The organism is Streptomyces sp. NPDC054975 (assembly GCF_053609105.1).
The window spans coordinates 173,415-196,701 of record NZ_JBSGWV010000001.1 but is presented as its reverse complement, the minus strand read 5'-3'; the positions used below and the strand labels follow the sequence as shown (position 1 = coordinate 196,701).

18 protein-coding genes and 1 pseudogene are annotated in these 23,287 nt (G+C 70.1%); 12 read left to right on the top strand and 7 right to left on the bottom strand.

Translation table 11 applies throughout. The features are described from left to right. Positions 1–41: 41 nt before the first annotated feature. From ACWF79_RS00965 to ACWF79_RS00950, 4 genes and pseudogenes are all read left to right on the top strand, one after another. Complete coding sequence (locus ACWF79_RS00965) at positions 42–809, top strand: aquaporin (RefSeq protein ID WP_453725905.1); 768 nt, start codon at positions 42–44, stop codon at positions 807–809. Further along, positions 806–1,870, top strand: coding sequence for an ArsO family NAD(P)H-dependent flavin-containing monooxygenase (locus ACWF79_RS00960; RefSeq protein WP_453725904.1), 1,065 nt, complete (start codon positions 806–808; stop codon positions 1,868–1,870). The genes ACWF79_RS00965 and ACWF79_RS00960 overlap by 4 nt, the downstream gene beginning before the upstream one ends. A 299-nt stretch (positions 1,871–2,169) precedes the next feature. Continuing rightward, complete coding sequence (locus tag ACWF79_RS00955) at positions 2,170–2,916, top strand: SAM-dependent methyltransferase (protein WP_453725903.1); 747 nt, start codon at positions 2,170–2,172, stop codon at positions 2,914–2,916. A gap of 100 nt (positions 2,917–3,016) precedes the next feature. Continuing rightward, positions 3,017–3,813 (top strand): annotated as a pseudogene (locus ACWF79_RS00950) (IS5 family transposase). A 415-nt stretch (positions 3,814–4,228) separates the two neighbouring features. Here the strand turns inward: ACWF79_RS00950 and ACWF79_RS00945 are convergent. Next, positions 4,229–6,145, bottom strand: coding sequence for a potassium channel family protein (locus tag ACWF79_RS00945; RefSeq protein ID WP_453725902.1), 1,917 nt, complete (start codon positions 6,143–6,145; stop codon positions 4,229–4,231). Between the two features lie 355 nt (positions 6,146–6,500). Here ACWF79_RS00945 and ACWF79_RS00940 point away from each other — a divergent pair, with 355 nt between their 5' ends. Further along, positions 6,501–6,671 (top strand): hypothetical protein, encoded by a 171-nt coding sequence (locus ACWF79_RS00940; RefSeq protein ID WP_453725901.1) that lies wholly within the window; start codon positions 6,501–6,503, stop codon positions 6,669–6,671. A gap of 153 nt (positions 6,672–6,824) precedes the next feature. Here the strand turns inward: ACWF79_RS00940 and ACWF79_RS00935 are convergent, their stop codons facing one another. The 4 genes from ACWF79_RS00935 to ACWF79_RS00920 all read right to left on the bottom strand — a co-directional run bounded on the left by ACWF79_RS00935 (position 6,825) and on the right by ACWF79_RS00920 (position 10,213). Next, positions 6,825–7,190, bottom strand: coding sequence for a hypothetical protein (locus ACWF79_RS00935; RefSeq protein WP_453725900.1), 366 nt, complete (start codon positions 7,188–7,190; stop codon positions 6,825–6,827). A gap of 179 nt (positions 7,191–7,369) precedes the next feature. Then, the gene (locus ACWF79_RS00930; protein WP_453725899.1) at positions 7,370–8,794 is read right to left on the bottom strand and encodes a flotillin family protein; all 1,425 of its coding nucleotides are present in this window, start codon (positions 8,792–8,794) and stop codon (positions 7,370–7,372) included. Positions 8,795–8,846: 52 nt separating this feature from the next. Further along, on the bottom strand, positions 8,847–9,353 hold the full coding sequence (locus ACWF79_RS00925) for a hypothetical protein (protein ID WP_453725898.1): 507 nt from the start codon (positions 9,351–9,353) through the stop codon (positions 8,847–8,849). A 101-nt stretch (positions 9,354–9,454) separates the two neighbouring features. Further along, a complete protein-coding gene (locus ACWF79_RS00920) occupies positions 9,455–10,213 on the bottom strand; it encodes an alpha/beta fold hydrolase (RefSeq protein ID WP_453725897.1) in 759 nt (252 codons plus the stop codon). Between the two features lie 249 nt (positions 10,214–10,462). Between ACWF79_RS00920 and ACWF79_RS00915 the strand changes: the two genes are divergently transcribed. The 3 genes from ACWF79_RS00915 to ACWF79_RS00905 all read left to right on the top strand — a co-directional run bounded on the left by ACWF79_RS00915 (position 10,463) and on the right by ACWF79_RS00905 (position 13,275). Continuing rightward, positions 10,463–11,836, top strand: coding sequence for a TrkH family potassium uptake protein (locus ACWF79_RS00915; RefSeq protein WP_453725896.1), 1,374 nt, complete (start codon positions 10,463–10,465; stop codon positions 11,834–11,836). Beyond that, positions 11,829–12,545 (top strand): potassium channel family protein, encoded by a 717-nt coding sequence (locus ACWF79_RS00910; RefSeq protein WP_453725895.1) that lies wholly within the window; start codon positions 11,829–11,831, stop codon positions 12,543–12,545. The genes ACWF79_RS00915 and ACWF79_RS00910 overlap by 8 nt, the downstream gene beginning before the upstream one ends. 73 nt (positions 12,546–12,618) lie before the next feature. Continuing rightward, positions 12,619–13,275 carry a hypothetical protein gene (locus ACWF79_RS00905; RefSeq protein WP_453725894.1) on the top strand — a complete coding sequence of 219 codons (657 nt, stop codon included), beginning with the start codon at positions 12,619–12,621 and terminating at the stop codon, positions 13,273–13,275. Here ACWF79_RS00905 and ACWF79_RS00900 read toward each other — a convergent pair. Beyond that, complete coding sequence (locus ACWF79_RS00900; RefSeq protein WP_453725893.1) at positions 13,178–13,486, bottom strand: DUF3040 domain-containing protein; 309 nt, start codon at positions 13,484–13,486, stop codon at positions 13,178–13,180. The genes ACWF79_RS00905 and ACWF79_RS00900 overlap by 98 nt on opposite strands. A gap of 104 nt (positions 13,487–13,590) precedes the next feature. Further along, positions 13,591–14,652 carry a PucR family transcriptional regulator gene (locus tag ACWF79_RS00895; RefSeq protein WP_453725892.1) on the bottom strand — a complete coding sequence of 354 codons (1,062 nt, stop codon included), beginning with the start codon at positions 14,650–14,652 and terminating at the stop codon, positions 13,591–13,593. A gap of 228 nt (positions 14,653–14,880) precedes the next feature. Between ACWF79_RS00895 and ACWF79_RS00890 the strand changes: the two genes are divergently transcribed. The 4 genes from ACWF79_RS00890 to ACWF79_RS00875 all read left to right on the top strand — a co-directional run bounded on the left by ACWF79_RS00890 (position 14,881) and on the right by ACWF79_RS00875 (position 22,887). After that, positions 14,881–15,354, top strand: a complete 474-nt coding sequence (locus tag ACWF79_RS00890; RefSeq protein ID WP_453725891.1) for a hypothetical protein — start codon at positions 14,881–14,883, stop codon at positions 15,352–15,354. A gap of 99 nt (positions 15,355–15,453) precedes the next feature. After that, on the top strand, positions 15,454–17,457 hold the full coding sequence (locus ACWF79_RS00885; RefSeq protein ID WP_453725890.1) for an SPFH domain-containing protein: 2,004 nt from the start codon (positions 15,454–15,456) through the stop codon (positions 17,455–17,457). 100 nt (positions 17,458–17,557) lie between these two features. Further along, the gene (locus tag ACWF79_RS00880; RefSeq protein ID WP_453725889.1) at positions 17,558–22,414 is read left to right on the top strand and encodes a DNA repair ATPase; all 4,857 of its coding nucleotides are present in this window, start codon (positions 17,558–17,560) and stop codon (positions 22,412–22,414) included. A gap of 14 nt (positions 22,415–22,428) precedes the next feature. After that, positions 22,429–22,887: a hypothetical protein gene (locus ACWF79_RS00875; protein WP_453725888.1), complete on the top strand. Its 459-nt coding sequence runs from the start codon at positions 22,429–22,431 to the stop codon at positions 22,885–22,887. The last annotated feature ends 400 nt before the right edge of the window (positions 22,888–23,287 follow it).

Here is a 23,287-nt window from a genome sequence, read left to right as displayed (position 1 = left end):
GTCCCCTTTCCTGTGCCTCACCTGCCGAGGAGAACCAGCCCGTGACCGCCACCGAGCCCGCCGCGAGCGACGCCATAGCCGCTGACACGTCGCCGCGGCCCGCGCCCGGCGCCACCCCGCCCCGTACCCCTCTCGTCGCGCGAGCAGCCGCGGAGTTCGTGGGCACCGCCGCCCTCGTGGCGATCGTCGTCGGCTCCGGGATCCAGGCCACCGGCCTCACCGACGACGTCGCGCTGCAACTGCTCGCCAACTCCACCGCCACGGTCTTCGGGCTCGGTGTCCTGATCGCCCTCCTCGGGCCGGTGTCCGGGGCGCACTTCAACCCGGCCGTCACCCTGGCCGAGTGGTGGACCGCCCGCCGGGGCGGCGCGGGCGTCGACGCCCGCGAGCTCGCCGTCTACATACCCGCCCAGGTCGTGGGCGCGATCGCGGGCGCCGTGCTCGCGGACGCGATGTTCGGCGAGCCGCTCGTGAAGTGGTCCACGCACGACCGCTCGGCGGGGAACCTGCTGCTCGGCGAGGTCGTGGCCACCGCCGGCCTGATCCTGCTGATCTTCGGTCTGGCGCGTACGGACCGGCTCCGCTTCGCCCCCGTCGCGGTCGCTTCGTACATCGGCGCCGCGTACTGGTTCACCTCCTCCACCTCCTTCGCGAACCCGGCGGTGACCATCGGCCGCGCGTTCACCGACACCTTCGCAGGCATCGCCCCCGCCTCCGTCCCCGCTTTCATCGGCATGCAGTTGATCGGCGCGATCGCGGGCCTGGCCCTTGTCGCCGTGATCTTCATGCGTCCGAAGGCCAGCGAGTGACCCAGTCCGTGGACGTGGTGGTGATCGGCGGCGGCCAGTCGGGGCTCGCCGCCGGATACCACCTGCGCCGCCTCGGCCTCGACTTCGTCGTGCTGGACGCCGACGAGGCCCCGGGTGGGGCCTGGCAGCACGCCTGGGACTCCCTCCACCTCTTCTCCCCGGCCGCGTACTCCTCCCTGCCAGGCCGGCTCATGCCGCCGCAGGCGGGGGAGGTGTACCCGGAGGCCGCTCACGTCGTCGTGTATCTCACCGAGTACGAGCAGCGGTACGAGCTCCCCGTCGTGCGGCCCGTACGCGTCACCGGAGTCCACCGGGACAACGAATTCCTGTGCGTGGAGACCGACTCCGGTACGTGGCGGGCCCGCGCGGTCGTCAGCGCCACCGGCACCTGGTCGCGCCCCTTCGTCCCCGCGATCCCCGGCCGTGCGGACTTCCAGGGCCGACAGTTCCACACCGTGGAGTACGAGAACCCGGTGGCGTTCGCCGGACAGCGCGTCATCGTCGTCGGCGGCGGCAACTCCGGCGCCCAGATCGCCGCCGACCTCGCTCGTGACACCGACCTGACCTGGGTCACCCTGCGCGAGCCCCGCTACCTCGCCGACGACATCGACGGCCGTGCCCTCTTCGACCACGCCACCGCGCGCCGCCGCGCCCTCGACGAAGGCCGCACCGACACCGGCGGCGTCTCCTCCCTCGGCGACATCGTCGCCGTGCCGCCCGTACGCGCCGCCCGTGACGCCGGCCTGCTCAAGGCCCAGCCAATGTTCGACCGGATCACCCCGAGCGGCGTCGCGTGGGCCGACGGCACGACCGCATACGCGGACGCGATCATCTGGTGCACCGGCTTCCGCCCCGCCCTCGCTCACCTCGCGCCGCTCGGACTGCGCGGCCCCCGCGGACACATCCCCACCACGGGCACGCAGGCCCTGGGCGAACCTCGTCTCCACCTCGTCGGCTATGGCGACTGGACCGGCCCTGCCTCCGCCACCCTCATCGGCGTTGGCCGCCCCGCCCGAGAAGCCGCCCGCACGATCGCCGACTTACTGATCGTTTCAGAATGAGGTTCGAGAAGGCACCTCTGTTCCTGCCGGGGTTGTCAGCCGAGCTTGTCCAGGACTTGCGGGATGCGCCGTTCGTGACACAGACGGTGCCAGGCCAGCGACCCGCGTCGCATGAGGCGCCCGCCAGCAGGGCGCAATTGTGTTGGACACGGTGATCACGGTGGCCGTAGCCTCGATCGGTCCCAGCCTTCATACGTTCGAAGAGGTGCATTTGATGACGGTTCAGGTTCTCGCGGTCAGCTCCCGTCGGCCGCTCAGCCCCACCGTTGTGACCTCCACGAACCGAAGGAACCCCTGTCATGGATCTGCCGCGTAGCTTCACCATCCGCGAGAGCAGCCACCGCATCTGCAACCCGTTCACCAGCGACAAACTGGCGCTCCTGGGCCAGGCCATCAGCCCGGCGACAGGCACGCGCATGCTCGACCTCGCCTCCGGCAAGGGCGAGATGCTGTGCACCTGGGCCCGGGACCACGGTGTCTCCGGCACCGGGGTCGACATCAGCACCGTCTTCCTCGACGCCGCCCGTGAGCGGGCTGCGGAGCTGGGCGTTGCCGACCGGGTCGACTTTGTGCATGCGGATGCCTCGGGCCACGTCGCCGCCGAGCCCGTCGGAATCGCCGCCTGCATCGGCGCGACCTGGATCGGCTCCGGCGTCGCCGGCACCGTCGAACTCCTGCGGCGCAACCTCGCTCCCGGAGGCATGATGCTGATCGGCGAGCCGTACTGGCGCCGCGAACCGGAGGACCGGACGGTCGTCGAGGGCTGCCACATGGCCCGCAAGGACGATCTGCTCACCCTGCCGGAACTGCTTCAGCAGTTCGGGGACCTGGGCTGCGACGTCGTCGAGATGGTCCTCGCCGACCAGGACAGCTGGGACAGGTACGTCGCGGCTCAGTGGCTCAACATCCGGCGCTGGCTCGACGCCAATCCCGATGACGAGCTCGCCGACGAGATGCGCGCGGAACTGACCGCGGCACCCGTCCAGCACGCCAGGTACCAGCGTGAATTCCTCGGGTGGGGCGTTTTCGTCCTGATGGACCGCTGACAAACCACTTCGTGTGAGCCCCGGCACCACCTGCCGGGGCTCACCCCCGTGGCGCCACAATGGTCTTGCGCTCGCCGATCGCGGTCGGCAGGGTGTCCCGGTGCGTACTGATCTTGTTCCGGACGACCCGTGGGAGCGGGTGGCCCCGCTGCTGCCGCCAGCTCCCGAACGACGACACCGGCATCCTGGACGGTGTCCGGGCAGCTCTCGCTGGCATCTTGTACGTCCTGCAGACCGGCGTTGCCTGGCGTTACGTCCCCGCCAGGACCGTGGGCTGCTCCGGAGTCACGGCCTGGCGCCGGCTGCGGGACTGGACCGAGGCCGGCATCTGGCCACGCCTGCACGCTAGCCTGCTCACCGAGCTGCGCCGCGCGGTCTGCTGGACTTGGACGACTGCTCCGTGGACGGTTCTCCCATCCGGGCCCTCCAAGGGGGGACCTCGTGGGGCCCTCACCCGTTGACCGTGCCCGCCCCGGCTCCAAGCACCACCTGATCGTCGACCGCCACGGAACCCCGCTTGCCGTCACGCTCACCGGCGGCAACCGTCATGACGTCACCCAGCTCCTGCCGCTGCTCGATGCCGTGCCGTCGATCCGGGGAAGGCGAGGACGCCCCTGCCGCAAACCCCGGCGCCTGTACGCCCACCGGGGCTACGACTTCGACAAGTATCGCCGCCTGCTGTAGAAGCGCGGGATCAAGCCGCTGATCGCGAGACGTGGCTTCGCCCACGGCCCCGGACTGGGCAAGGTGCGCTGGGTCGTCGAACGAGCCTTTGCCTGGCTGCACCAGTTCAAACGGCTCCGCCCCCGCTACGAACGACGCGCTGACCTCCACCAAGGTCTGCTTGAACTGGCCTGCAGCCTCATATGCCGCCGCCGTCTCCGAACCTCATTCTGAAACGATCAGTTAGCTGGGCGGGCAGTTGAGGGCTTCGTGCAGGACTCCGGAGCGTGCCGAGAGCGTCTCTGATTTCGGCGCCCAGTGTGCTCTTTACCTCCTCGGCATCGAGGGCCGCGTCCACCGCGGGGGCGGACCAGCCGATCCCTCCTGCCCCGTCGTACGCCGCCACCGCCTCGACGCCCGCACCGGCCATCCGCGCGTAGTCCACGGCTCAGCGCAGCGCCGCGTAGGAGGCCGGGGAGCTGTCGATGCCCACGACGACCCGCTTACCACCTGCTTCGGCCCGCATCTCAGGTCACTCCCTTCGATGGCCGGCGATGCCATTCGAAAGCCGCGGATCTCCCCAAGGGCGCGTACCAAGACCGCCGTTCCGTATCCAGGAGCTGATGGTCGAAGTCCACACGCCCGCCGATCAGCCCGGGGATTGCGCGTCCATGTCGCGGGCACTCGCGTGATGTCTTCCCAGCAGCTCGGCGAGGCCGCGGCGTGTGGCTGCGATGACGACGCGGTCCTCCGACCGGAGCACATAGCCGGGGTGGAGGTCCCATAGGAGTTGCGGGTGCTCGCCGTCCTGGTGGGCCGAGGCGAGGTCGGGACGGCGTGAGCCGGGGGAGGCGGTGTCGAGGGCGAGGACGCGCCATGCGCCGGGGCGGAAGGATTCGGCGACGGTACGGTCCTCGAACTGAGGATGCCCGGAGACGAGGAGGGCGGCGAAGAGGAGGACCTTGCGCTCGACCGGGATCGCGCCGAGGATCTGGCGCCCCATCATGGCGCCGGCGAACGCGGGTGCCGCGAGGTGGGTGACGCTGCGGCTGCGGGTGAGGGCCTCGGGGTGGGCGGTGCGCAGGGTGCGGTAGACGGCGGTGGCGAACTCGTCGTCGTACAGCCGCAGGGCGACACGCAGATCGGCCTTCACGGTACGGGCGTACAGGGCGGCTTCCAGGTTGGTGGTGTCGGAGCTGGTGAGGGCGAGCAGCGCGTGCGCTCGGTGGATCTTGGCTGCTTCGAGTACGCCTTCCTCGGTGACGTCTCCCAGGACGACGGGCACGCCCAGGTTGCGGGCGAGCGGGATGCCACGCGCGTCGGGGTCCTCCTCGACGCACACGACGGGGATGTCCAGTTCACGGAGTCGGGCCAGCACCCGACTGCCGATCTTGCCGAGGCCGAGCAGGACGACGTGCCCGGACAGCCCGCGAGGCGGTCGCCGCAGCGCGCCGACGGCGCGGAACGTGCCCAGTGCTTCCAACGCTGCCGCGATGAGGAGCGGGAGCAGGGCGAGGCCGACGAGACCGGACAGCAGCTGGAGGACCTGGTGGGTGGCCGATGCGTCCAGGGCGGGGTCGTTGATGGAGAACAGGTCGAGGAGCGTGATGTACGCGGCGTGCACCGGGTCGGCGTCGGTGAGCGCGATGGTGGTGAGAGTCAGAGCGAGTACGGAGGCGACGATGCCGGCGAGCGCCCAGCGCAGGCGGCTGGAGAAGAGCTCCCGCAGCGGCGCCCCACGGCGGGCCAGGCGTCGCGCGGGCAGAGCGGGGCCGGCGTACTGGACGGTTTCCAGGACCACGCTGCCTCGCCCGGTGCTGCCTGCCACGGCCCCGTCGTCCGGCAGGAGGACGGGCCCTTGCGGCCCGCTGGCCTCCGAGCCTTCGGCGCCCGCCGGGTCGGCCGTCGTGGACGACAGCAGCGCCAGGGTGCACAGGCCGGGGTCCGGTACCTCGCCGCGCGCGGGAGGAGTTCGCTCGGCGGCACGCAGGAGGACGCCGTCGGCCTGGACGACCTTGCTCGTTCCGGCGACGGCGGTGGCGGCGAGCGCCGGGGCCGCGGTGTCGGCGTCGGACAGGACGGTCGTCGAGGCGTCGAGAACGGCCCGGTCCATGCCGGGTGAGTGCACGAGCGCTGCCTGGTCGAGCAGCTCCTCCACGTGCTGGCCCAGCTTGCGGTTGTACATGCGGACGACAAGCCGCAGCCCGGGGCTGAGACGGCGGGCGGCGAGCGCGGCCCGCAGGTTCGTCTCGTCGTCCTCGTACAGCAGCGCCAGCGCCTCCGCACGATCCACACCGGACCGGAGCAGAGCCTCCCGGGTGGGGGCCGGCGCGGTCGTCACTTGTACGGGGACGATCGTGTCGCCGCTCGATGAGCCCGCCGGCTCCGCGACTGGCTCGATCGACTGCTCCTCGGCCCCTGCCTCCGTGACGACGAGGACGACCCGCTGCCGGTAGACCTCCCGCAATTCGTCGGCCAGTCGGCGGGCGAGCCCGTCGTCCCCGCAGACCACCATGTGCCCGCCGACGGGTGCCTGCGCGTGTCCCTGGCGCGGCAGTTCCGCCATGTCTCCCCCTGATGACGTCATGGATGTCCGCCTGGTCACCGGCCGACCGGGTCAGTCTTCCTCGCCTCGGCGCGATGTCGATCCGCGGCTGCGACGTCGGGACGCCAGCGAGTTCACGAGAAAGGCGGACCAGACGATCGCGAGAATCCCGGCGACCATCCGCAACCACACCGGGTTGCCGGTGCTCGCGGCGGTCCAGCCGTAGCACACAAGACAGAGACCCATCCAGGAAGGAGTCTTCGTGAAGTCGTGCCACGCGTTTCGCGATGACATGGATCCACATCCTCGTGGTGATGGCTCGGCGGCATCAAGCGCCGGGCGCGGTTGGGGTTCACCGACGTGCGCGGAGTCGCCGATGGCCATGGACCAGGGGAGCGGAGTCCACAGCGTGGCGAAGAGTCCGAGGCTCGTCGCCCGCCCGTCCAGGACGAGCATCAGCACGAAGGCCCAGACACTCATCCCGGCCACCGTCCAGCCGCTTCTCGTGAGCGTGGCCGGCTTCCGCCGCCACGCGGCGGCATCCTGATCCTGGAGCGCCCACTGCGCGGCAAAGGCGACGCATCCTCCGTTCAGGATCAGGATGATGCGGACCCGGGGGCGAACAGCGCGGTACCGGCCGGATGGGCCTGTATCCGCAGGCGCCGGGTGTCGTACGGTTTGCTGGGCCGCGAAGACCGCGTCATGGTCTGCCGGCCCAGGTGTCCAGTTTCCCGAAGACGAGCGTCAGACCGCCACCGCCTGCCGCGAGAGCGGCGTAGATCGTGAACATGCTCCGCTGATCCTTCTTGCTCAGCGCCTGGTGCTCACTTCGGGTGACCTCGATCCTCGAACGCCGAGGGTCTGTGGTGTCCACCGCGTAGTAGCGGCCGCGGGCGGAGTCGGTCGCCTGGAGGCCGGAATCGTCGTCCGGAACCGTCAGTAGCGCGGCCACCGCCAAGCCGAGACCGGCGAGCAGCACGTGCAGCGACCGGGGCAGGGCCCGCAGCGCGAGCCACTGCTCCGCTTTTCCGGCCCCTGAACGGATGCCGCGGATGATCGTTGCCACGTGGAGCGGGAAAGCACGGCGAAGCCGATGCCGAGCAGGACACCCAGGTGGGCGAAGGGCGGAAGGCGGGGGACGGCGGTGTAGGCAGCGGCACACAACGCCACTGTGGCCAGCGACAGTTGCAGCCCCGCATGCACCTTGATGCTCTTTCTCACGCCGTCCCCCCTCGGACCTGTGGCTCAGTCGGTGATCTCGACCGGCGCGCTCGGGGCGACCGGTGCAGGCTCGTGTGACGTGTTCTTCTGGGTGATCTGCTGGAGGAGGGCGGTGAGGTCGACTCCGGTGGTGGAGCTGAGGAGTTCCATGCCCTGGGTGACGTTGTCGGTGACGGTGCGGGTCAACTGGCTCGCGCCGTCGGTGGAGATGACGGTCATCTTGTCGACGGCGGCGAGGGGTTCGGCGGCCTTGGCGACGACCTGGGGCAGGACCTCGACGAGCATCTGGAGGACGGCGGCGTCGCCGTACTGGGCGAAGGCGTCGGCCTTCTTCCGCATGGCCTCGGCCTCGGCGGCGCCCTTCGCGCCGATGGCGGCGGCCTGGGCCTCGCCCTCGATGCGTACGGCGTCGGCAAGGGCGGCGCGGTGGGCCTTCTCGCCCTCACCGGTCAGGCGGGAGCGCTGCGCGTCGGCCTCGGCCTCCTTGACCAGGGCGATACGCCGGGCCTCGGCCTCCTGCTCGGCCTGGTAGCGGGCCGCGTCGGCGGGCTTGCGGACCTGAGTGTCGAGCTGACGATCGGTCAGCGCGGCCTGTCGCTCGGCGACCTTCTCCTGCTCGGCGAGGATCTGCTGCTGGCGGTCGGCCTCGGCGAGCGGACCGGCGGCGTTGGCCTGGGCGGCGGCCTCGTCGGTCTGCGCCTTGATCTCGGCCTGCTTCAGGTAGAGGGTCCGCTGCGCGATGGCGATCTCCTCTTCCGCCTTGAGCCGGGCCTGCTCGGCAGCGCGGCGGGCGACGGCCTCGGCGATGTCGGCCTCCTGCTTGGCGCGGGCGGCCTCGGGGCGGCCGAGGTCCTCCAGGTAGGAGCCCTCGGTGGTGATGTCCTGGATCTGGAAGGCGTCCAGGACCAGGCCCTGCCCGGAGAGGCTGGCCTCGGCCTCCTCCGCGACCTGTCCGGCGAACGCCGCTCGATCACGGATGATGTCCTCGACCGACATCCGGCCCACGATGGACCGCAGCGCGCCGGAGAGCACCTCCTGCGTGAAGCCGACGATCCCGTTCTGCTGCATCAGGAACCGCTGCGCGGCGGCCCGGATCGAGTCCTCCGTACCGCCGACCTTGACGATCGCGACGCCTTCCAGGTTCGCCTTCACACCGCGCAGGGTCACCGCGCCGCGCACGGCCACCGGGATGTGCCGGCTGGACAGGTCGAGGGTGAACTTCTGCTGTACGAACGGGACGACGAAGACACCTCCGCCGACCACGACCTTCTGGCCGCTGTTGTCGGTGAACACCCGCCCCGTGGCCGGATCGGTGGCCTGCTTGCCGCGCCGCCCGGTGATGATGAACGCCTCGCTGGGCCCCGCGACCTTGTAGCGCGTGATGACGACGAGGGCGAGCAGGACGACGAGTACGACGATGCCCACCACAGCGGTGAGAACAGGGGTCATGAGCACATCCCTTGAGAGTGGAGCCGAAGAAGCAAATCAGGTGGGGGAACGGTCAGCGCTCGACGGGGCGTACGGCGACCGAGGTGGGCGAGAGCACCGACGAGACCCAGACCTCGGCGCCACGGGGAACCGGACCGGACGCCTTCGCCGCGTACTTCACCGGCTGTCCGCCCAGATACAGCAGCACCTCGCCGTAGCCATCGGCCGGAATCGCCGTGACCACCGAGCCCGAACTCCCCGTCAGGTCCTCGCCCCGCGGCGCGGGCGCGGCTCCGTCGCGCATGAGCACCCGGCTGAACTTCCACGTCAGCCGGCCCACGACGACCCCCGCGACCACACCCGCACCGGTGGCGACCCCCGCCCCCGTACCCGCGATCCCCAGGACGATCGCGCCCGTGAAACCGAGCGCGGAGACGAACCCGGCGATCACCGGCAACGACAGAAACCCGTCCAGCCCCCCGCCGAACCCGTCGAGGAGCCCGTCCACCACCCCGTCGAGAACCAGGGACAGGACGAGCAGCACGAGACCCGCGATGCCGAGACCGAGAAACCAGCCCATGTACGCCACCTCACCCCGTGCGTCGCTTCCGCCGTCACAGGGATGGTTCCATGGAGCAGCACAGATGTTCACTGCCGTATCCCGGCAATCTTTATGCGCTCTTAATGCCGTCTCCGCGCGCCAAGGAACTCGGCGACGAGGTCGGCGACGCGCTCGGGAGACTGCTCAAGGACGAGATGTCCGGCGCCGTCGAGGACGCGCAGGTCGACGCCGAGTCGATGTTCGGCGGCGGGGGCCAGGCGGGCCGGGGGAAGGAAGACGTCGTCCGAGCCCACCACGGCGACGCAGGGCTTCGCCGCAGCACTGTCCAGAGTGGCGGACGACAGCGGCGAGGGGGCGAGGCTGCTGTGGCAGGAGCGGCCCACCAGCGCCATCCACGCGCTGAGTTCGTCCGGTACAGGCGCACCGGGCGCCGTCATGTGTCGCAGGAGCCTCTCGGCTCGCGGCACAGAGGGGCGGAGCAGCCAGGGCAGTGTCGCGCCCAGCACGGAAGCACTGACACGAAGCCGCACCAACCCGGCAGTCGATACGAGCACCCGACCCGCGATCAGGTCTGACGCGCAGGCGAGAGCGATGGCGCCACCGAGTGAATGCCCCACGACCACGACCGGCCCGGACGCCACCTGTGCCAGGGTCTCGCTGAGCCATGTCCCGTACCAGTCGGCGCGCCCGCGGCGAGGTCGCTCGCCGGCGCTGAGGCCGGGCTGGCCGGGCACGTCCAGGACGACGAGGCGTCCGACCCGGGAGAGAGCCTCCATGATTCCCAGGGACACGGCCGCGTTCATGTTCGTACCGGGTATCAGCACGATCGTCGCCGCGCTTGCCGCTGGACCGGGCTCGGTGGTGATCACGCTCGTCATGCCGGCGGAGGTCTCGACCCGTCCTCGGCTGTGAGAGACCGGCCACGCGGCGAGGCGCTCTTCGCACCGGCCGCGAACCCGCTCCCTCGCGGCCTGACTGCGATAGATGGACGGCATTGAGGCATCGTAGGCGGGGTGCCATGTCTGTGCCGTGCCCAGAGGTAGGGTGACGGCCGATCTTTGATGCGTCGCTGATGCGTTACTGACACAAGGGGCGTGACGTATCGGCAGGGAAGGGGCGTCGGAATCGTGGTGACCGCTGCGCGTCTACGGGCGCGCTCGTTCTTCTCGGCCCATCCCGCCCGCACGGTCGTCCTCGGGTTCGCCGGCGTCGTCGTGGTCGGCACGGTTCTGCTGATGCTGCCTCTCGCGGCGGAGGACGGTGGCGCCACCAGCGTCCTGACCGCGCTGTTCACCTCCACCTCGGCCGTCTGCGTCACGGGGCTCGCGGTCGTGGACACCGGTACGTACTGGAGCGGCTTCGGCGAGGGCGTCATCCTCGCGCTGATCCAGATCGGCGGCTTCGGCATCATGACCATGGCCTCCCTCCTCGCCCTGCTCGTGTCCGGACGGCTGCGGCTGCGGATGCAGCTGACGGCGCAGGCCGAGACGAAGAGCCTCGGGATCGGAGACGTACGACGCGTCCTGCTCGGCGTCGCCGGATCGACGCTCGCCGTCGAGCTCGCGGTCGGCGCGTTCCTGGCGCTGCGTTTCCGCTTCGGGTACGGCTCCGGTTTCGGCGAGGCGGCCTATCTCGGGTTCTTCCATGCCGTGTCCGCGTTCAACAACGCGGGCTTCGGCCTGCACGCGGACAGCCTCACCCGCTACGCCCAGGATCCATGGGTCACCTTGCCGATCGCCGTCGCCGTCATCCTGGGCGGCATCGGCTTCCCCGTCCTGCTGGAGATGCTGCGCCACCGCAACCGGGTCCGTACCACGGGCCGGAGGAACTGGACGCTGCACACCAAGCTCACGGTCATCACCACCATCGTGCTGCTGGTGGTCGGCACGGTGCTCACGGGGCTTCTGGAGTGGACCAACCCTGCCACGCTCGGTGCGCACGACGTCTGGGGCAAGTTCCTCAACAGCTTCTTCCACTCGGCTATGAGCCGCACCGCCGGATTCAACTCCCTCGACATCGGCGCGATGCATGCCTCCACCCTCCTGATGACGTGCATGCTGATGTTCATCGGCGGCGGCAGTGCGGGAACCGCGGGCGGCATCAAGGTCACCACCTTCGCGGTCCTGGCCGCCGCCATCCTCGCCGAGGTGCGGGCCGAGACGCATTCCGTCGTCCTGGGCCGCCGCCTCGCCCCGCACGTACTGCGCCAGGCTCTGACGGTCGCGCTGCTCGGCGTGGGGTTGGTCATGAGCGCCGCTCTCGCCCTGCTCTCGGTGAGCAAGGCGTCGTTCGATGCGGTGCTGTTCGAGACCGTCTCGGCCTTCGCGACCGTGGGCCTTTCCACCGGCATCACCGCCGACCTGCCGGCCGTCGGACAGCTCATCCTGATCGCCCTGATGTTCATCGGACGTATCGGCCCGATCACCCTGGTCTCCGCGCTCGCGCTGCGCGAACGCACGCGACGGTACGAACTGCCCGAGGAGCGACCCGTCATTGGCTAACTTCCTGCACAACCTGCGCAAGCGCCGTCGGCGGCCCATCGAGCAGCAGCGGGCCACCGGCGACCAGCGGGTCGCCGTCATCGGTCTCGGCCGGTTCGGCAGCTCGCTCGCCAACGAACTGATGCGCCGGGGCTGGGACGTATTGGGCGTCGACACCGACGCCCGGCTCGTCCAGAAGTACAGCGACGGCCTCACCCACGCCGCCGTCGCCGACTTCACCGACCCGGTGGCCCTGAACCAGCTCGGCGTCCACGAGTTCTCCAGCGCTGTCGTCGGCATCGGCACCGACATCGAGGCGAGCATCCTCGTCAGCTCCAACCTCCTCGAAGCCGGCGTCCCGAACATCTGGGCCAAGGCCATCAGCCGCCAGCACGGCAAGATCCTCGAACGCCTCGGCGTGCACCATGTCGTGCTTCCCGAGCACGACATGGGTGAGCGCGTCGCTCACCTCGTCACCGGTCGGATGCTCGACTTCATCGAGTTCGACGACGACTACGCCCTCGTCAAGACCGTCGCCCCCAGCGTCGCCACCGGGCAGCCGCTCGGGCAGTCCAGGGTCCGCAGCGAGTACGGCATCACCGTCGTGGGCATCAAACGTCCCGGCGAGGACTTCACCTACGCCACCGCCGACACCGTCGTCGAAAAGGGCGACATCATCGTCGTCACCGGCAAAACCGCGGCCGTGGAGACCTTCACAGACCTCCCCTGACCACTAGGATCAGCCCTGGTGAGCCGGGAAGTCTGGTCGGCGCAGACTTCCGCCTGTCCTGGAGCTCCCGGCCATGTCTCTCACCCTTCTCCTGCTCGGCCTGTGGGCACTCGCCTTCCTGACCTTCAACATCGTCATCAGCGTGCGGGTCTGGCGGATCACCTCACTGCCCCGGTGGCGTCGCGCCCTGCCCGGACTTCTGCTGGGCGCCGCGCTCGCAGCCACCCTCAGCCGTGCCACCGGAACAACGGTCATCGCCGAGACGCTTGCCTTCCCCCTGAACGCCGCCACCGCCGTGCTGGGTCTCTTCGAGCTGCGTCGGCACCGCGCGTGCGTCCGGAACCGACGCCCCAGGAGTCCCAGCATGAGCACCTGGGCGAGCTGGACCCTGCTGATCGCCGGCGGGGCACTGGTCCTGGCACCGAGTGTCGCCGTCCTGCTGGGCTGGAGACCAGGTCGACTCCGTCGCACCGCGGGACCGGCCGGGCTGCTCGGAGCCGCCGGCGTGACGCTGTACGGGGCCGCACTGGCAGACGAGGTACCGCGCTTGGCCGAGGCGGGGAACGGCGTACTCAAGGCCCGCCGGACCGTTGACCGTCACCCCGGCGCCGAACGGATCGCCGGCCGATCGATCACGGCGACGGGTGCACCGCCATGGCGGCAGGGCGCGGCGCGGGTCTCTCGTCCTCTCCCGCGGGCGGAGTGGATGGGGAGCCCAGGGCGGCTGTGAGGATCAGTGCCAGTAGGGCGATGACGGACAGGACGACCGCCGCCACGATGCGCGGGTTGCGCCTCCAGGAGCGAACGTCCTCGGGTCGCTCCGGCTGCCGGGGGAACTGCTGATTCAGCGTGATCATCAGGGAGGCGAGAGCGGGGTCGTCGCGGCTGAGGTTCCGCTCGATCTCGGCGAGGATGCGCTGGTCATCTGTGGGGTGACTCATGGCGACCGCCTCGGGACTGCTGTGAACCGGCGGATGGACGTTCTCTGTCACATTGCTCCTCACTTGGAGTGTTCCCGTCCGGCCCTGCCTCAACGCTTCCGTCGTCAGAGTGCCTGGTCGGGCCAGCCCAGGAGCCTGGCGCCGACAACGGCTGTCTGGAGGGTGTAGCGCTGCACGGGATCGCCGGGGTCGGCGCCTGTCAGACGCTGGATGCGGTCGAGGCGGTACGTCATGGCCCGCACGCTGAGGTTCAGGCGGCGGGCCGCCTGGGCTGTGACGCATCCGGTGTCGAAGTACGCGGTGAGGGTGTCGATGAGGGGCTGGGCGCCGCCACGTGCTTGCTGGAGGGGGCCGAGGACGCTGCGTACGAGGTCGGCCATGGCTTGCCGGTCTCGGGTGAGGACGGGGTAGACGAGGAGGTCGGCTGCGTGCAGGACGGGGTCGTTCAGGTCCATGCGGGAGGCGAGGTCGAGGGCGTTGAGGGCTTCTTCGTAGGAGTGGACGACACCGCCGGCACCGGGGTGGGCCCGGCCGATGGCGACCTGGCCGCCGTCGGTCGCCGCGTACGCCTGCTTCGCGAAGAAGGTCAGCACGTCGGGTTCGTCGGCCGGCGCGACGCAGATCAGCCGGCCGTCCTTCGTGGTGATCAGAATGCGGCGGTTGCCGAAGCGGGCGACGAGCGAGGACTCGACGGCACGGGTGACCGCATAGCCGTCGTCGTACGGCTCCGGGCCCTGCGCCACGGCCACGGCATGGGCGTGGGAGAGGAGCAGACCGAAGCGTTCCGCCCGTTCGGCAACTCTCCCGAGGTCGCTGCGGCCGTAGAGGAGATCGTCAATGAACTCCCGTCGAGCAGCCTCTTCTTGACGCATCGCCAGGTGCTGTGCCCGCTCGTGTCCCTCGGCGAAGGCGTCCACGGCCTGCTCGACGGCGCTCAGGAGATGGGCGGCGGCCGCCTGCGTCAGCGCGGGGTGGACACGCTGCGCGACGCAGAGGTGGGCTCGGATGAGTTCCCGCAGCCCGATGCCGGCCTCCGCGGCCCGCTCCCCGCGGGACCGCAGCGCCTCCAGCTCATCGCGCCTGAGCCTGCGGCGCGTTGCGCACACACTCGACAAGATCTCGGAGTATCCCTCCAGATACTGCTCGGCGGTCTCTCGCTCCGTCACGGCCCCTCCCGGCTTCCTGACGCGCCTCTGACGAGTTCCTGACGCGCGCAGACCAAGATTGGCACGGCGCCCCCTGGGGGCTGCCACCGGCATCAAGAGGACGTCAAAGACTGCCGGGTCACGGCAATGCCGCCGAGGTCCCTGCTGCGTCAGGATGGTCGTGCGAGAGGCCGCGGGCGTCGCCCCGATGCCAGGAGCCGGAAGCGTTCACATGTCAGGGGGAGATCGATGGGCGAGTTCCTGAACGCCGCCGTCGGTTTCCCCACGATGCTGTACACCGCGGCCCTGATCGTCGTGGCGGGCTTCTGGCTGCTGGTCCTGTGCCGTGCCGCGGACCGCGAAGGCTTCGACTCGGACGTGGACACCACAGCCCTGCGTCTCGACGGAGTGCCTGTCTCCGTGGCAGCGACCCTGTCCGTCGTGGTCAGCTGGCTCCTGAGCATGGGCGGCTCGGTGCTCCTGGGGCGAGCCGCACTGCCCGGCAGCCTTTCACACGTGCTCTCCACAGCTCTGCTTCTGGTGGCGCCGATCGTCTCCTGGCGGGCGACGCGACGGCTCGTACCCACGCTGGCGAAGCTGTTCCCCGACGAACCCGGGCCGTCCCAGCAGGACCTCGCCGGCCTGCCGAGCGCGCCCGAGCGGCACCGATCCGCTGCCCCTGGGCACCACCGGACCGTCGTGCCGGTACGGCGACGCCGATAGCTCGTCCGGGTCGCGCCGCGCCTGTGGCGCTCGACCTCTCCGTAACACCGCCGCCTGAGCCTGCGGCTCCCCATCTCTTCCATCGACACGGGGTTTCTCATGGATGCCATCACCGTGGGCATCGGCGTGCTCGTCGCCGTTGTCCTGCTCGCCACCCTCGCTCTCCTGTTCGTGCTCAGCCGGCTGTTCCGCAAGGTGGAACAGGGCAAGGCGCTGATCGTCTCCAAGATGCGCAAGGTCGACGTCACCTTCACCGGGCAGGTCGTCCTGCCCGTGCTGCACAAGGCCGAGATCATGGACATCTCGGTGAAGACCATCGAGATCTCCCGGACCGGCCGGGACGGGCTGATCTGCCGGGACAACATCCGCGCGGACATCCGCATCTCGTTCTTCGTCCGGGTCAACAAGACCGTCGAGGACGTCATCAAGGTGGCGCAGGCGATCGGAACCCAGCGGGCCTCCGACAAGGAAACGCTGCAGGAGCTGTTCAACGCCAAGTTCTCCGAGGCGCTCAAGACGGTCGGCAAGCAGATGGACTTCACCGACCTCTACACCAAGCGAGAGGAGCTGCGCTTCCGGATCATCGAGATCATCGGCATCGACCTCAACGGCTACAGCCTGGAGGACGCGGCCATCGACTACCTGGAGCAGACCCCGCTCTCCCAGCTCGACCCGGGCAACATCCTGGACGCCCAAGGCATCCGGAAGATCACCGAGCTGACGGCCGTCGAGAACGTCCGGACGAACGAGTTCCGCCAGCACGAGCAGAAGGAGATCACCCGGCAGAACGTCGACGCCCGCGAGGCCATCCTGGAGCTGGAGCGGCGCCAGGCGGACGCCGAGATCAAGCAGAAGCGGGAGATCGACACCGTACGGGCACGGGAGGAGGCCGAGACCGCCCGGGTGGTGGAGGAGGAGCGGCTGCGGGCGCAGAGCGCGTTCCTGAAGACGGAGGAGCAGCTCGGTATCCAGCGCGAGAACCAGGCCCGTGAGGTCGCGGTCGCGCAGAAGAACCGTGAGCGGGTCATCGCCGTCGAGAACGAGCGGATCGAGAAGGACCGCCTGCTCGAAGTCATCGCCCGCGACCGGGAGACCGAACTCACCCGCATCTCCGCCGAGAAGGAGGTCGAGGCGGAGCGCCGGGACATCGCGGAGGTCATCCGGGAGCGGGTCGCCGTGGACCGTACGGTCGCCGAGCAGGAGGAGTCGATCAAGCGGCTGCGGGCGGTGGAAGAGGCCGAGCGCGAGCGCCAGGCGATCATCATCGCCGCCGAGGCCGAGGCGCAGGAGAAGCTGGTCAAGGACATCAAGGCAGCCGAGGCCGCCGAGCAGGCCGCCGTCCACCGCGCTGCCGAGGAGCTCACGCTCGCCGAGGCCCGGAACAAGGCCGCCGACATGGACGCCCGCGCCAAGATCCGCCTCGCCGAGGGGATCCAGGCCGAGGCGGCTGCAGAGGGCTTGGCGGCGGTGCAGGTACGGGAGAAGGAGGCCGACGCCATCGAGAAGGCGGGCCGTGCGGAGGCGGAGGCGACCGAGGCTCGCCTGCGTGCCGAAGCCGTCGGTACCCGGGAGAAGGCCCTGGCGGAGGCGACCGCGATCGGCGAGAAGCTGAAGGCGGAGGCGGCCGGCCTCACCGAGAAGGCGGCCGCCATGGCCGCGCTGGACGAGGCGTCCCGTACCCACGAGGAGTACCGGCTGCGTCTGGAGGCGGAGAAGGACATCCGTCTGGCCGGGCTCGAAGTGCAGCGGCAGGTCGCGGAGGCGCAGGCCACGGTCCTCGCGACCGGCCTGGAGAACGCCGACATCAACATCGTCGGTGGCGAGTCGGTCTTCCTCGACCGGCTGGTGCAGTCGATCGCGCTCGGCAAGTCCGTCGACGGATTCGTGGAGCACAGCCAGACCGCGCAGGCGCTCGCCGGTCCGTGGCTGAACGGGGACGGGTCCTTCACCGAGGACCTGACCAAGGTGCTCGGCTCGCTGTCCACCGCCGACGTGCAGAACCTCAGCGTGTCCGCGCTGCTGGCGAAGGTCATGAAGTCCGGGGTCCTGGACGTGGCGGCCCCGACCGGCACCGAGGCGCTGAACGGCGCCGTCAAGAGCTGACCGCCCACGGGGGAGCGGTCAAAAGCGGGTCCGGTGCCGGCAAACGGGGGAGTTACCGGCACCGGACCCGTACCCATCACGGTACAAGGAGCGGAACGGGATGAGTGCGGGACTCGACCAGGACACGTACGCGATACTGCGCGACCGCCTCGTCGCGCAGGCAGGCGAGCTGGCCCGGCGGGCCGAGGCCCTCAACCAGGCGCGGATCACGGAATTCGGTTCCGGCGAGCTGACCCTCATGGGCACCGACCGCATCCGCGCCGAGAGCAACGGCCTGCCCCGGGACCTCGTGGCCGTCGGCGACGATGTCCTGCTCTTCGGCCGCCACACACCCCTCGCGGGGCGTGCCGAGACCCTGGTCGCCGACGTGTTCACGTTGTACGACCGCGAGTTGAAGCCGCTGCCCGAGGGCGCAGTGCCCGGCCTCCTCGACGACCCGGATTTCGTTCGGGAGTTCACCGCCCTGCACCGCTACTTCCGGGGCGCCCGTCTGCTGCGGCTACGCCGTCTGGAGGGCCGTCTCCTCGCCGTGTTCCGGACCGGGGCGCAGGCCGATGACCTCCGTGTCCTGCGCTGGTCCGTCGGACCGTCCGGCGAGATGCGTTTCCTCGATGCCCAGGGGGAGCGCGATCACGTCTTCCCTCCCTCCCACGACGTCGACTGGGTGGAGACGACTCGCGACGATCACCTGCTGGGTCGGCACCCGCACATCTCGCTCGACGGCCGCCTCTTCGTGTCCACGGTCGGCGGGGCGTTGACGGTGAAGACGGAGAACGACACCGAGACCGGCGAGGGTATCCACAGCGAGCCGGTCGACGAGCCCCTCCAGTCGCTGGCCGACGCGGAGGTCGCGTACGCGACGGTGGGCGCTCTGATCGTGGTGCGTGTCCGCCCGTACAAGGAGGAGACCCGACGGCACCTCGTCTTCAACACCCTGACCGGGACCGTGGTCCGCCTGGACGGCATCGGACAGGCATGTCTGCGGCTGCCCGAGAACGAGGGCATCGTGTTCCCCGGCGGCTACTGCGTCGCCTCCGGCACGGTGAAGACCTTCGACATGGACTCGGCGGAGCTGACGTTCGAGCGGGCGATCCGCTCACCCAACGGCGAGGACATCCTCTTCGTCTTCGACGCCCAGGAGGCCGGCCGCAGCCTGCTCCTTCCGTACAACCTGATCCGCAAGGAGATCGCCACGCCCGTCTCCTGCGGCGGATACGCGCTCCTCGACGACGGGACGATGGTCGTCCTGCGCGCGGCGGACGGGGAGCCCGGCCGCGTGCACCCGGTGCAGATCTGGCAGACCGCGTACCTGGCCGACACCCACATTGCTGAAGCCGGAACTGGGCCGTTGGCCCGGATCGGCAACGCGGACCTGGTCCGGGGCATCTCAGACTGCCTCGCCATCGCCCGGCAGGCCGTCGAGCTGACGCCCGCCGGCGCGGTGTACGAATCGCTGGTCGCCGCATGCTCGCGGGCGGCCGACGTCCACCACTGGTTGGGCGACTCGGAGACGGGCGACCTGCACGGTCCGCTGGCCGAGCTGCGGGACACAGCCGCGCAGGTTCTCGACGAGTTCGAGACCGTGACCACACTCACCCGGCAGGCGACCGACGCGCTGGCCGAGTCCGCCCAGCGGATCACCCGGCTGGTCCGGCGTGTCCGGGGCGAGGCACCCGTCACGGCTGAGGAGTGGATCTCACGGATCACCGAACTCCGCCAGGCGCAGGGGCACCTGCTGACCCTGAAGGAGATGCGGTACGCCGACACGGAGAGGATCGACACTCTCGCCGGGGACGTCGAGGCCGACATCGCCTCGGCCGCGCAACGGGCCGTCGGGTTCCTCCAGCGCGAGGACGCCTTCACCGTCCACCAAGCGGACGCCGAACGGCTCGCCACGGAGGCTGGGGAGCTGACCACCGTCGCCGAGGCGGGCCCCGTCGGCGACCGGCTCGACGAGCACACCCTCGGCCTGCGGACGCTCAGCGAGATCGTCGCCGGCCTCGACATCGCCGACGCGACTGTGCGCACCTCGATCCTGGAACGGGTCGCCGACGTCCTCGGCTCGCTCAATCGCGCTCGTGCTGTCCTCGCCGCGCGGCGCGCCGAACTCCTCGACCAGGAGGGCCGGGCGGAGTTCGCCGCCGAGCTCGCCCTGCTCGGCCAGGCCGTCACCGGTGCTCTGGCGGCGTCGGACACCCCGGAGCGCTGCGACGACCAGCTCGGCCGGCTGCTGCTCCAGCTGGAGAACCTGGAGTCCCGCTTCGCCGAGCACGACGGCTTCCTGGCAGACATCGGCGAGAAGCGGACCGAGATCTACGACGCCTTCACCGCCCGCAAGCAGTCGCTTCAGGACGCCCGGGCCCGCCGAGCGGAGCGTCTGGCGGAGTCGGCGGGACGCGTACTGGAGGCGATCACCCGACGCGCCTCAGTCCTCGGAGACCTCGACGAGCTGCACACGTACTTCGCCTCCGACCCCATGGTCGCCAAGGTGCTGCGCATCGCGGCTGAGCTGCGGGAACTCGGTGACCAGGTACGGGCGGAGGAGCTGGACGGCCGACTCGGAGCCGCCCGTCAGGAGGCCGGCCGCGCACTGCGGGACCGCACCGACCTCTTCTCCGACGGCGGCGACACGATCCGCCTCGGCCGACACCACTTCGCCGTCAACCGGCAGGACCCGGAACTCACGCTCGTACCGTACGAGGACACCCTCGCCTTCGCACTGACCGGAACCGACTACCGCGCACCCGTCACCGACCCGAAGTTCGCCGCGACCCGGCTGTACTGGGACCGGACGCTGCCCTCGGAGTCGCCCGAGGTCTACCGCTCCGAGTACCTGGCCGCCCGCCTCCTGGCCGAGCATGGTGCGGATGGCCTGGCAGGCGCGGACCTCGGCGCGCTCGCACGGCGGGCGGCCGAGGCCGCCTACGACGAGGGCTACGAGCGTGGCGTCCACGACCACGACGCGGCGGCGATCCTGGAGGCGGTCCTCGGGCTGCACGAGGGGGCCGGCACTCTCAGGTACCCGGCGAAGGCCCGCGCAACGGCCCAGACCTTCTGGGCCCACTCCGCCACCGCCGAGGCCCGCGCCGAGTGGAGCCGGCGTGCGGTCTCACTGACACAGGCCCGTGATCTGTTCGGTTCGCCATCGGCCTTGGACGGACTCCGGTTGGAGCTGGCCGAGGAGATCGGCGACGCGACTGCTGCCGAGTATCTGATCGCAGAACTGGCGTCCGGTCGGCAGGGCTTCGCCTTCGCCGCCGAGGCGCATGCATTGCTGGACAAATTCCGCCACGCCGTCGGCACCTCCGCGTACGACGAGACCCTCGCCGCTCTCACGGAGCCGGGCGCGCGCCGGCAGCTGGCCGAGGCATGGCTCACCTCGTACGCGTCCGCCTCCGGAGAACAGCTCGACGAGGGCGTACTGACCGAGGCCGTCGCTGTCGAGCTGGCGCCGGACCTCGACCGCTACGAGATCGCGGCTCCGACCACGGCCACGGTCACCGGACTCCTCGGCACCCACCCCCGCGTGGAGGCACGCGCGCTGGAACTGCGCCTTGACGAGTACCTCGCCAGGACGCGGGCCTTCGCCGACCGGGAGGTGCCCGCCTTCCGCACCTACCAGCAGCGCCGGGCGGAGCTCGTGACGGCTGAGCGCGCCCGGCTGCGCGTGGATGAGCACCGGCCCCGGGTGATGTCGTCCTTCGTCCGCAACCGGCTCGTCGACGAGGTCTACCTCCCCTTGATCGGCGACAACCTCGCCAAGCAGCTCGGCGCGGCAGGCGCAGCCAAGCGAACCGACTCCCACGGCCTGCTCCTGCTCCTGTCCCCGCCCGGCTACGGCAAGACGACCCTGATCGAATACGTCGCCGACCGCCTCGGGCTTCTCCTCGTCAAGGTCGACGGTCCCGCCCTCGGTCAGGACACGACCTCCCTGGACCCCGCCGAAGCGCCGGACGCCGCAGCCCGGCGGGAGGTGGAGAAGATTGCCTTCGCCCTTGGGGCGGGCAACAACGTCCTGCTGTACGTGGACGACATCCAGCACACCTCGCCGGAGTTCCTGCAGAAGTTCATCCCCCTCTGCGATGCCACCCGCACCCTGAACGGCCACGACCTGCGCGGCAAGCGCTTCGCCGTCTGCATGGCCGGAAACCCGTACACAGAGTCCGGGCAGCGATTCCGCGTGCCGGACATGCTCGCCAACCGCGCCGACGTGTGGAACCTCGGCGACGTGCTGACGGGCAAGGAGGACGCCTTTGCTTTGAGTTTCGTGGAGAACGCCCTCACCTCCCATCCGGTCCTCGCTCCGTTGGCTGGCAGGGAACGTGCGGATCTGGAGCTCCTCGTCCGGCTCGCGGCAGACGACCCGACCGCGCGCCGGGACCGGCTCACCCACCCCTACGCGCCCGCAGAACTCGACCGCGTCCTCGCCGTCCTGCGCCACCTGCTGACCGCCCGCGAGACCGTCCTCGCGGTCAACGCGGCCTATATCGCCTCCGCCGCCCAGTCCGACGACGCCCGCACCGAGCCGCCCTTCCGGCTCCAGGGCTCGTACCGGAACATGAACAAGATCGTCGCCCGTATCTCACCCGCCATGAACGACGCCGAACTCGCCGCCGTGGTCGACGACCACTACACCGCCGAGGCCCAGACCCTCACCGCCGAGGCCGAGACCAACCTGCTCAAGCTCGCGTCGCTCCGTGGCACGCTCACCACCACGCAGGCAGACCGCTGGTCGGAGGTCACGACCGCCTACACGCGCACCCGGACAATGGGCGGCACCGGAGAGGACCCGCTGAGCAGGGCGGTCGCCGCCCTCGGCCTCCTCGCCGACCGCATCACGGCCGTTGAGGCGGCGATCACCCGGGCCGCCGACCCACGCCATCTCCTGGCGCGCCCCGCCGGACGGGACGCCTCGCGTTGCTCTGACGTGCCGGCTCCCGAGCCTCGTCAGAACTGACACAGGAGGCGGACATGCCCGACGTTTGGATCGGCCTGAGCGCCGCTGCCCGGCGGAGGAACTGGTGGTGGACCGGTGTCCTGACGCTCGCCTGTGCCAGTGCGGCGGTGGCCATGATCCTGACTGCACCGGCGGCAGACCGATGGGGGTGGGTCGGTGGCGTCGGTGTGGTCTGGTTGGCATCCTGCTTCTACATGATCAACCGCGGCTATGGCCGCACGCTCCTGACTGCGAACGGCATGGAGTTCCGCACCTTCGTCAGTCGGCGCGCGGTGCCATGGAACGAGATCACCCAGATCGAGGAGTGCCGGCACGCCACGAGCAGCGGCTGCTGGCGGGAGCTGCAGGCCGTTCGTGTGCGCGGGCGCTCGCTGACGATTCCCGGGGCCTTCACCAGCCGGAGTCGGGATGCGGAGTTCGAACAGAGACTGGCCGTCATTCACGAACGCTGGTCTCGCGCGGTCGACGGCTGAGGTAACTCAGGCCGCGAGCCGCGAGAGCAGCGAACCGCCGGATACGCCTGCGGACATGTGCGTACCCCGGTATGGCTCCTGACCTGCGGAGATAAGTGCACTGCGAACGGACACCGTGTCCGAATAACGGTCATGTCACGCGTGCTGGGATTTTCGTAGATCACCGTCGGTGATGTGACGCCCGTCACGCTGCATGTGGCGGGTCTCGTGGTAGGAATGCGCAACTTCGCAGGTGGCGCCACCCCTCGCCGCTCCTGCGCAGTGCCGGCACGCACCGGCAGCACGACCAAGGTGATCACGTTCCGAGTCCGTGGACGTCGACCCCTCGGGTCGCCGATCGGACAACGGCGTTCGCTCAAAGACCGCACTCCCCACTGGCGTAGCCTCCCGCGCGCCGGTC

Bases quoted from the DNA above. Each gene is read 5' to 3' on its own strand.
- ACWF79_RS00955 (WP_453725903.1), top strand. From the start codon at position 2,170: ATGGATCTGCCGCGTAGCTTCACCATCCGCGAGAGCAGCCACCGCATC.
- ACWF79_RS00945 (WP_453725902.1), bottom strand. From the start codon at position 6,145: ATGGCGGAACTGCCGCGCCAGGGACACGCGCAGGCACCCGTCGGCGGG.
- ACWF79_RS00940 (WP_453725901.1), top strand. From the start codon at position 6,501: ATGGCCATGGACCAGGGGAGCGGAGTCCACAGCGTGGCGAAGAGTCCG.
- ACWF79_RS00930 (WP_453725899.1), bottom strand. From the start codon at position 8,794: ATGACCCCTGTTCTCACCGCTGTGGTGGGCATCGTCGTACTCGTCGTC.
- ACWF79_RS00925 (WP_453725898.1), bottom strand. From the start codon at position 9,353: ATGGGCTGGTTTCTCGGTCTCGGCATCGCGGGTCTCGTGCTGCTCGTC.
- ACWF79_RS00920 (WP_453725897.1), bottom strand. From the start codon at position 10,213: ATGACGAGCGTGATCACCACCGAGCCCGGTCCAGCGGCAAGCGCGGCG.
- ACWF79_RS00905 (WP_453725894.1), top strand. From the start codon at position 12,619: ATGTCTCTCACCCTTCTCCTGCTCGGCCTGTGGGCACTCGCCTTCCTG.
- ACWF79_RS00900 (WP_453725893.1), bottom strand. From the start codon at position 13,486: ATGAGTCACCCCACAGATGACCAGCGCATCCTCGCCGAGATCGAGCGG.
- ACWF79_RS00890 (WP_453725891.1), top strand. From the start codon at position 14,881: ATGGGCGAGTTCCTGAACGCCGCCGTCGGTTTCCCCACGATGCTGTAC.
- ACWF79_RS00885 (WP_453725890.1), top strand. From the start codon at position 15,454: ATGGATGCCATCACCGTGGGCATCGGCGTGCTCGTCGCCGTTGTCCTG.
- ACWF79_RS00880 (WP_453725889.1), top strand. From the start codon at position 17,558: ATGAGTGCGGGACTCGACCAGGACACGTACGCGATACTGCGCGACCGC.
- ACWF79_RS00875 (WP_453725888.1), top strand. From the start codon at position 22,429: ATGCCCGACGTTTGGATCGGCCTGAGCGCCGCTGCCCGGCGGAGGAAC.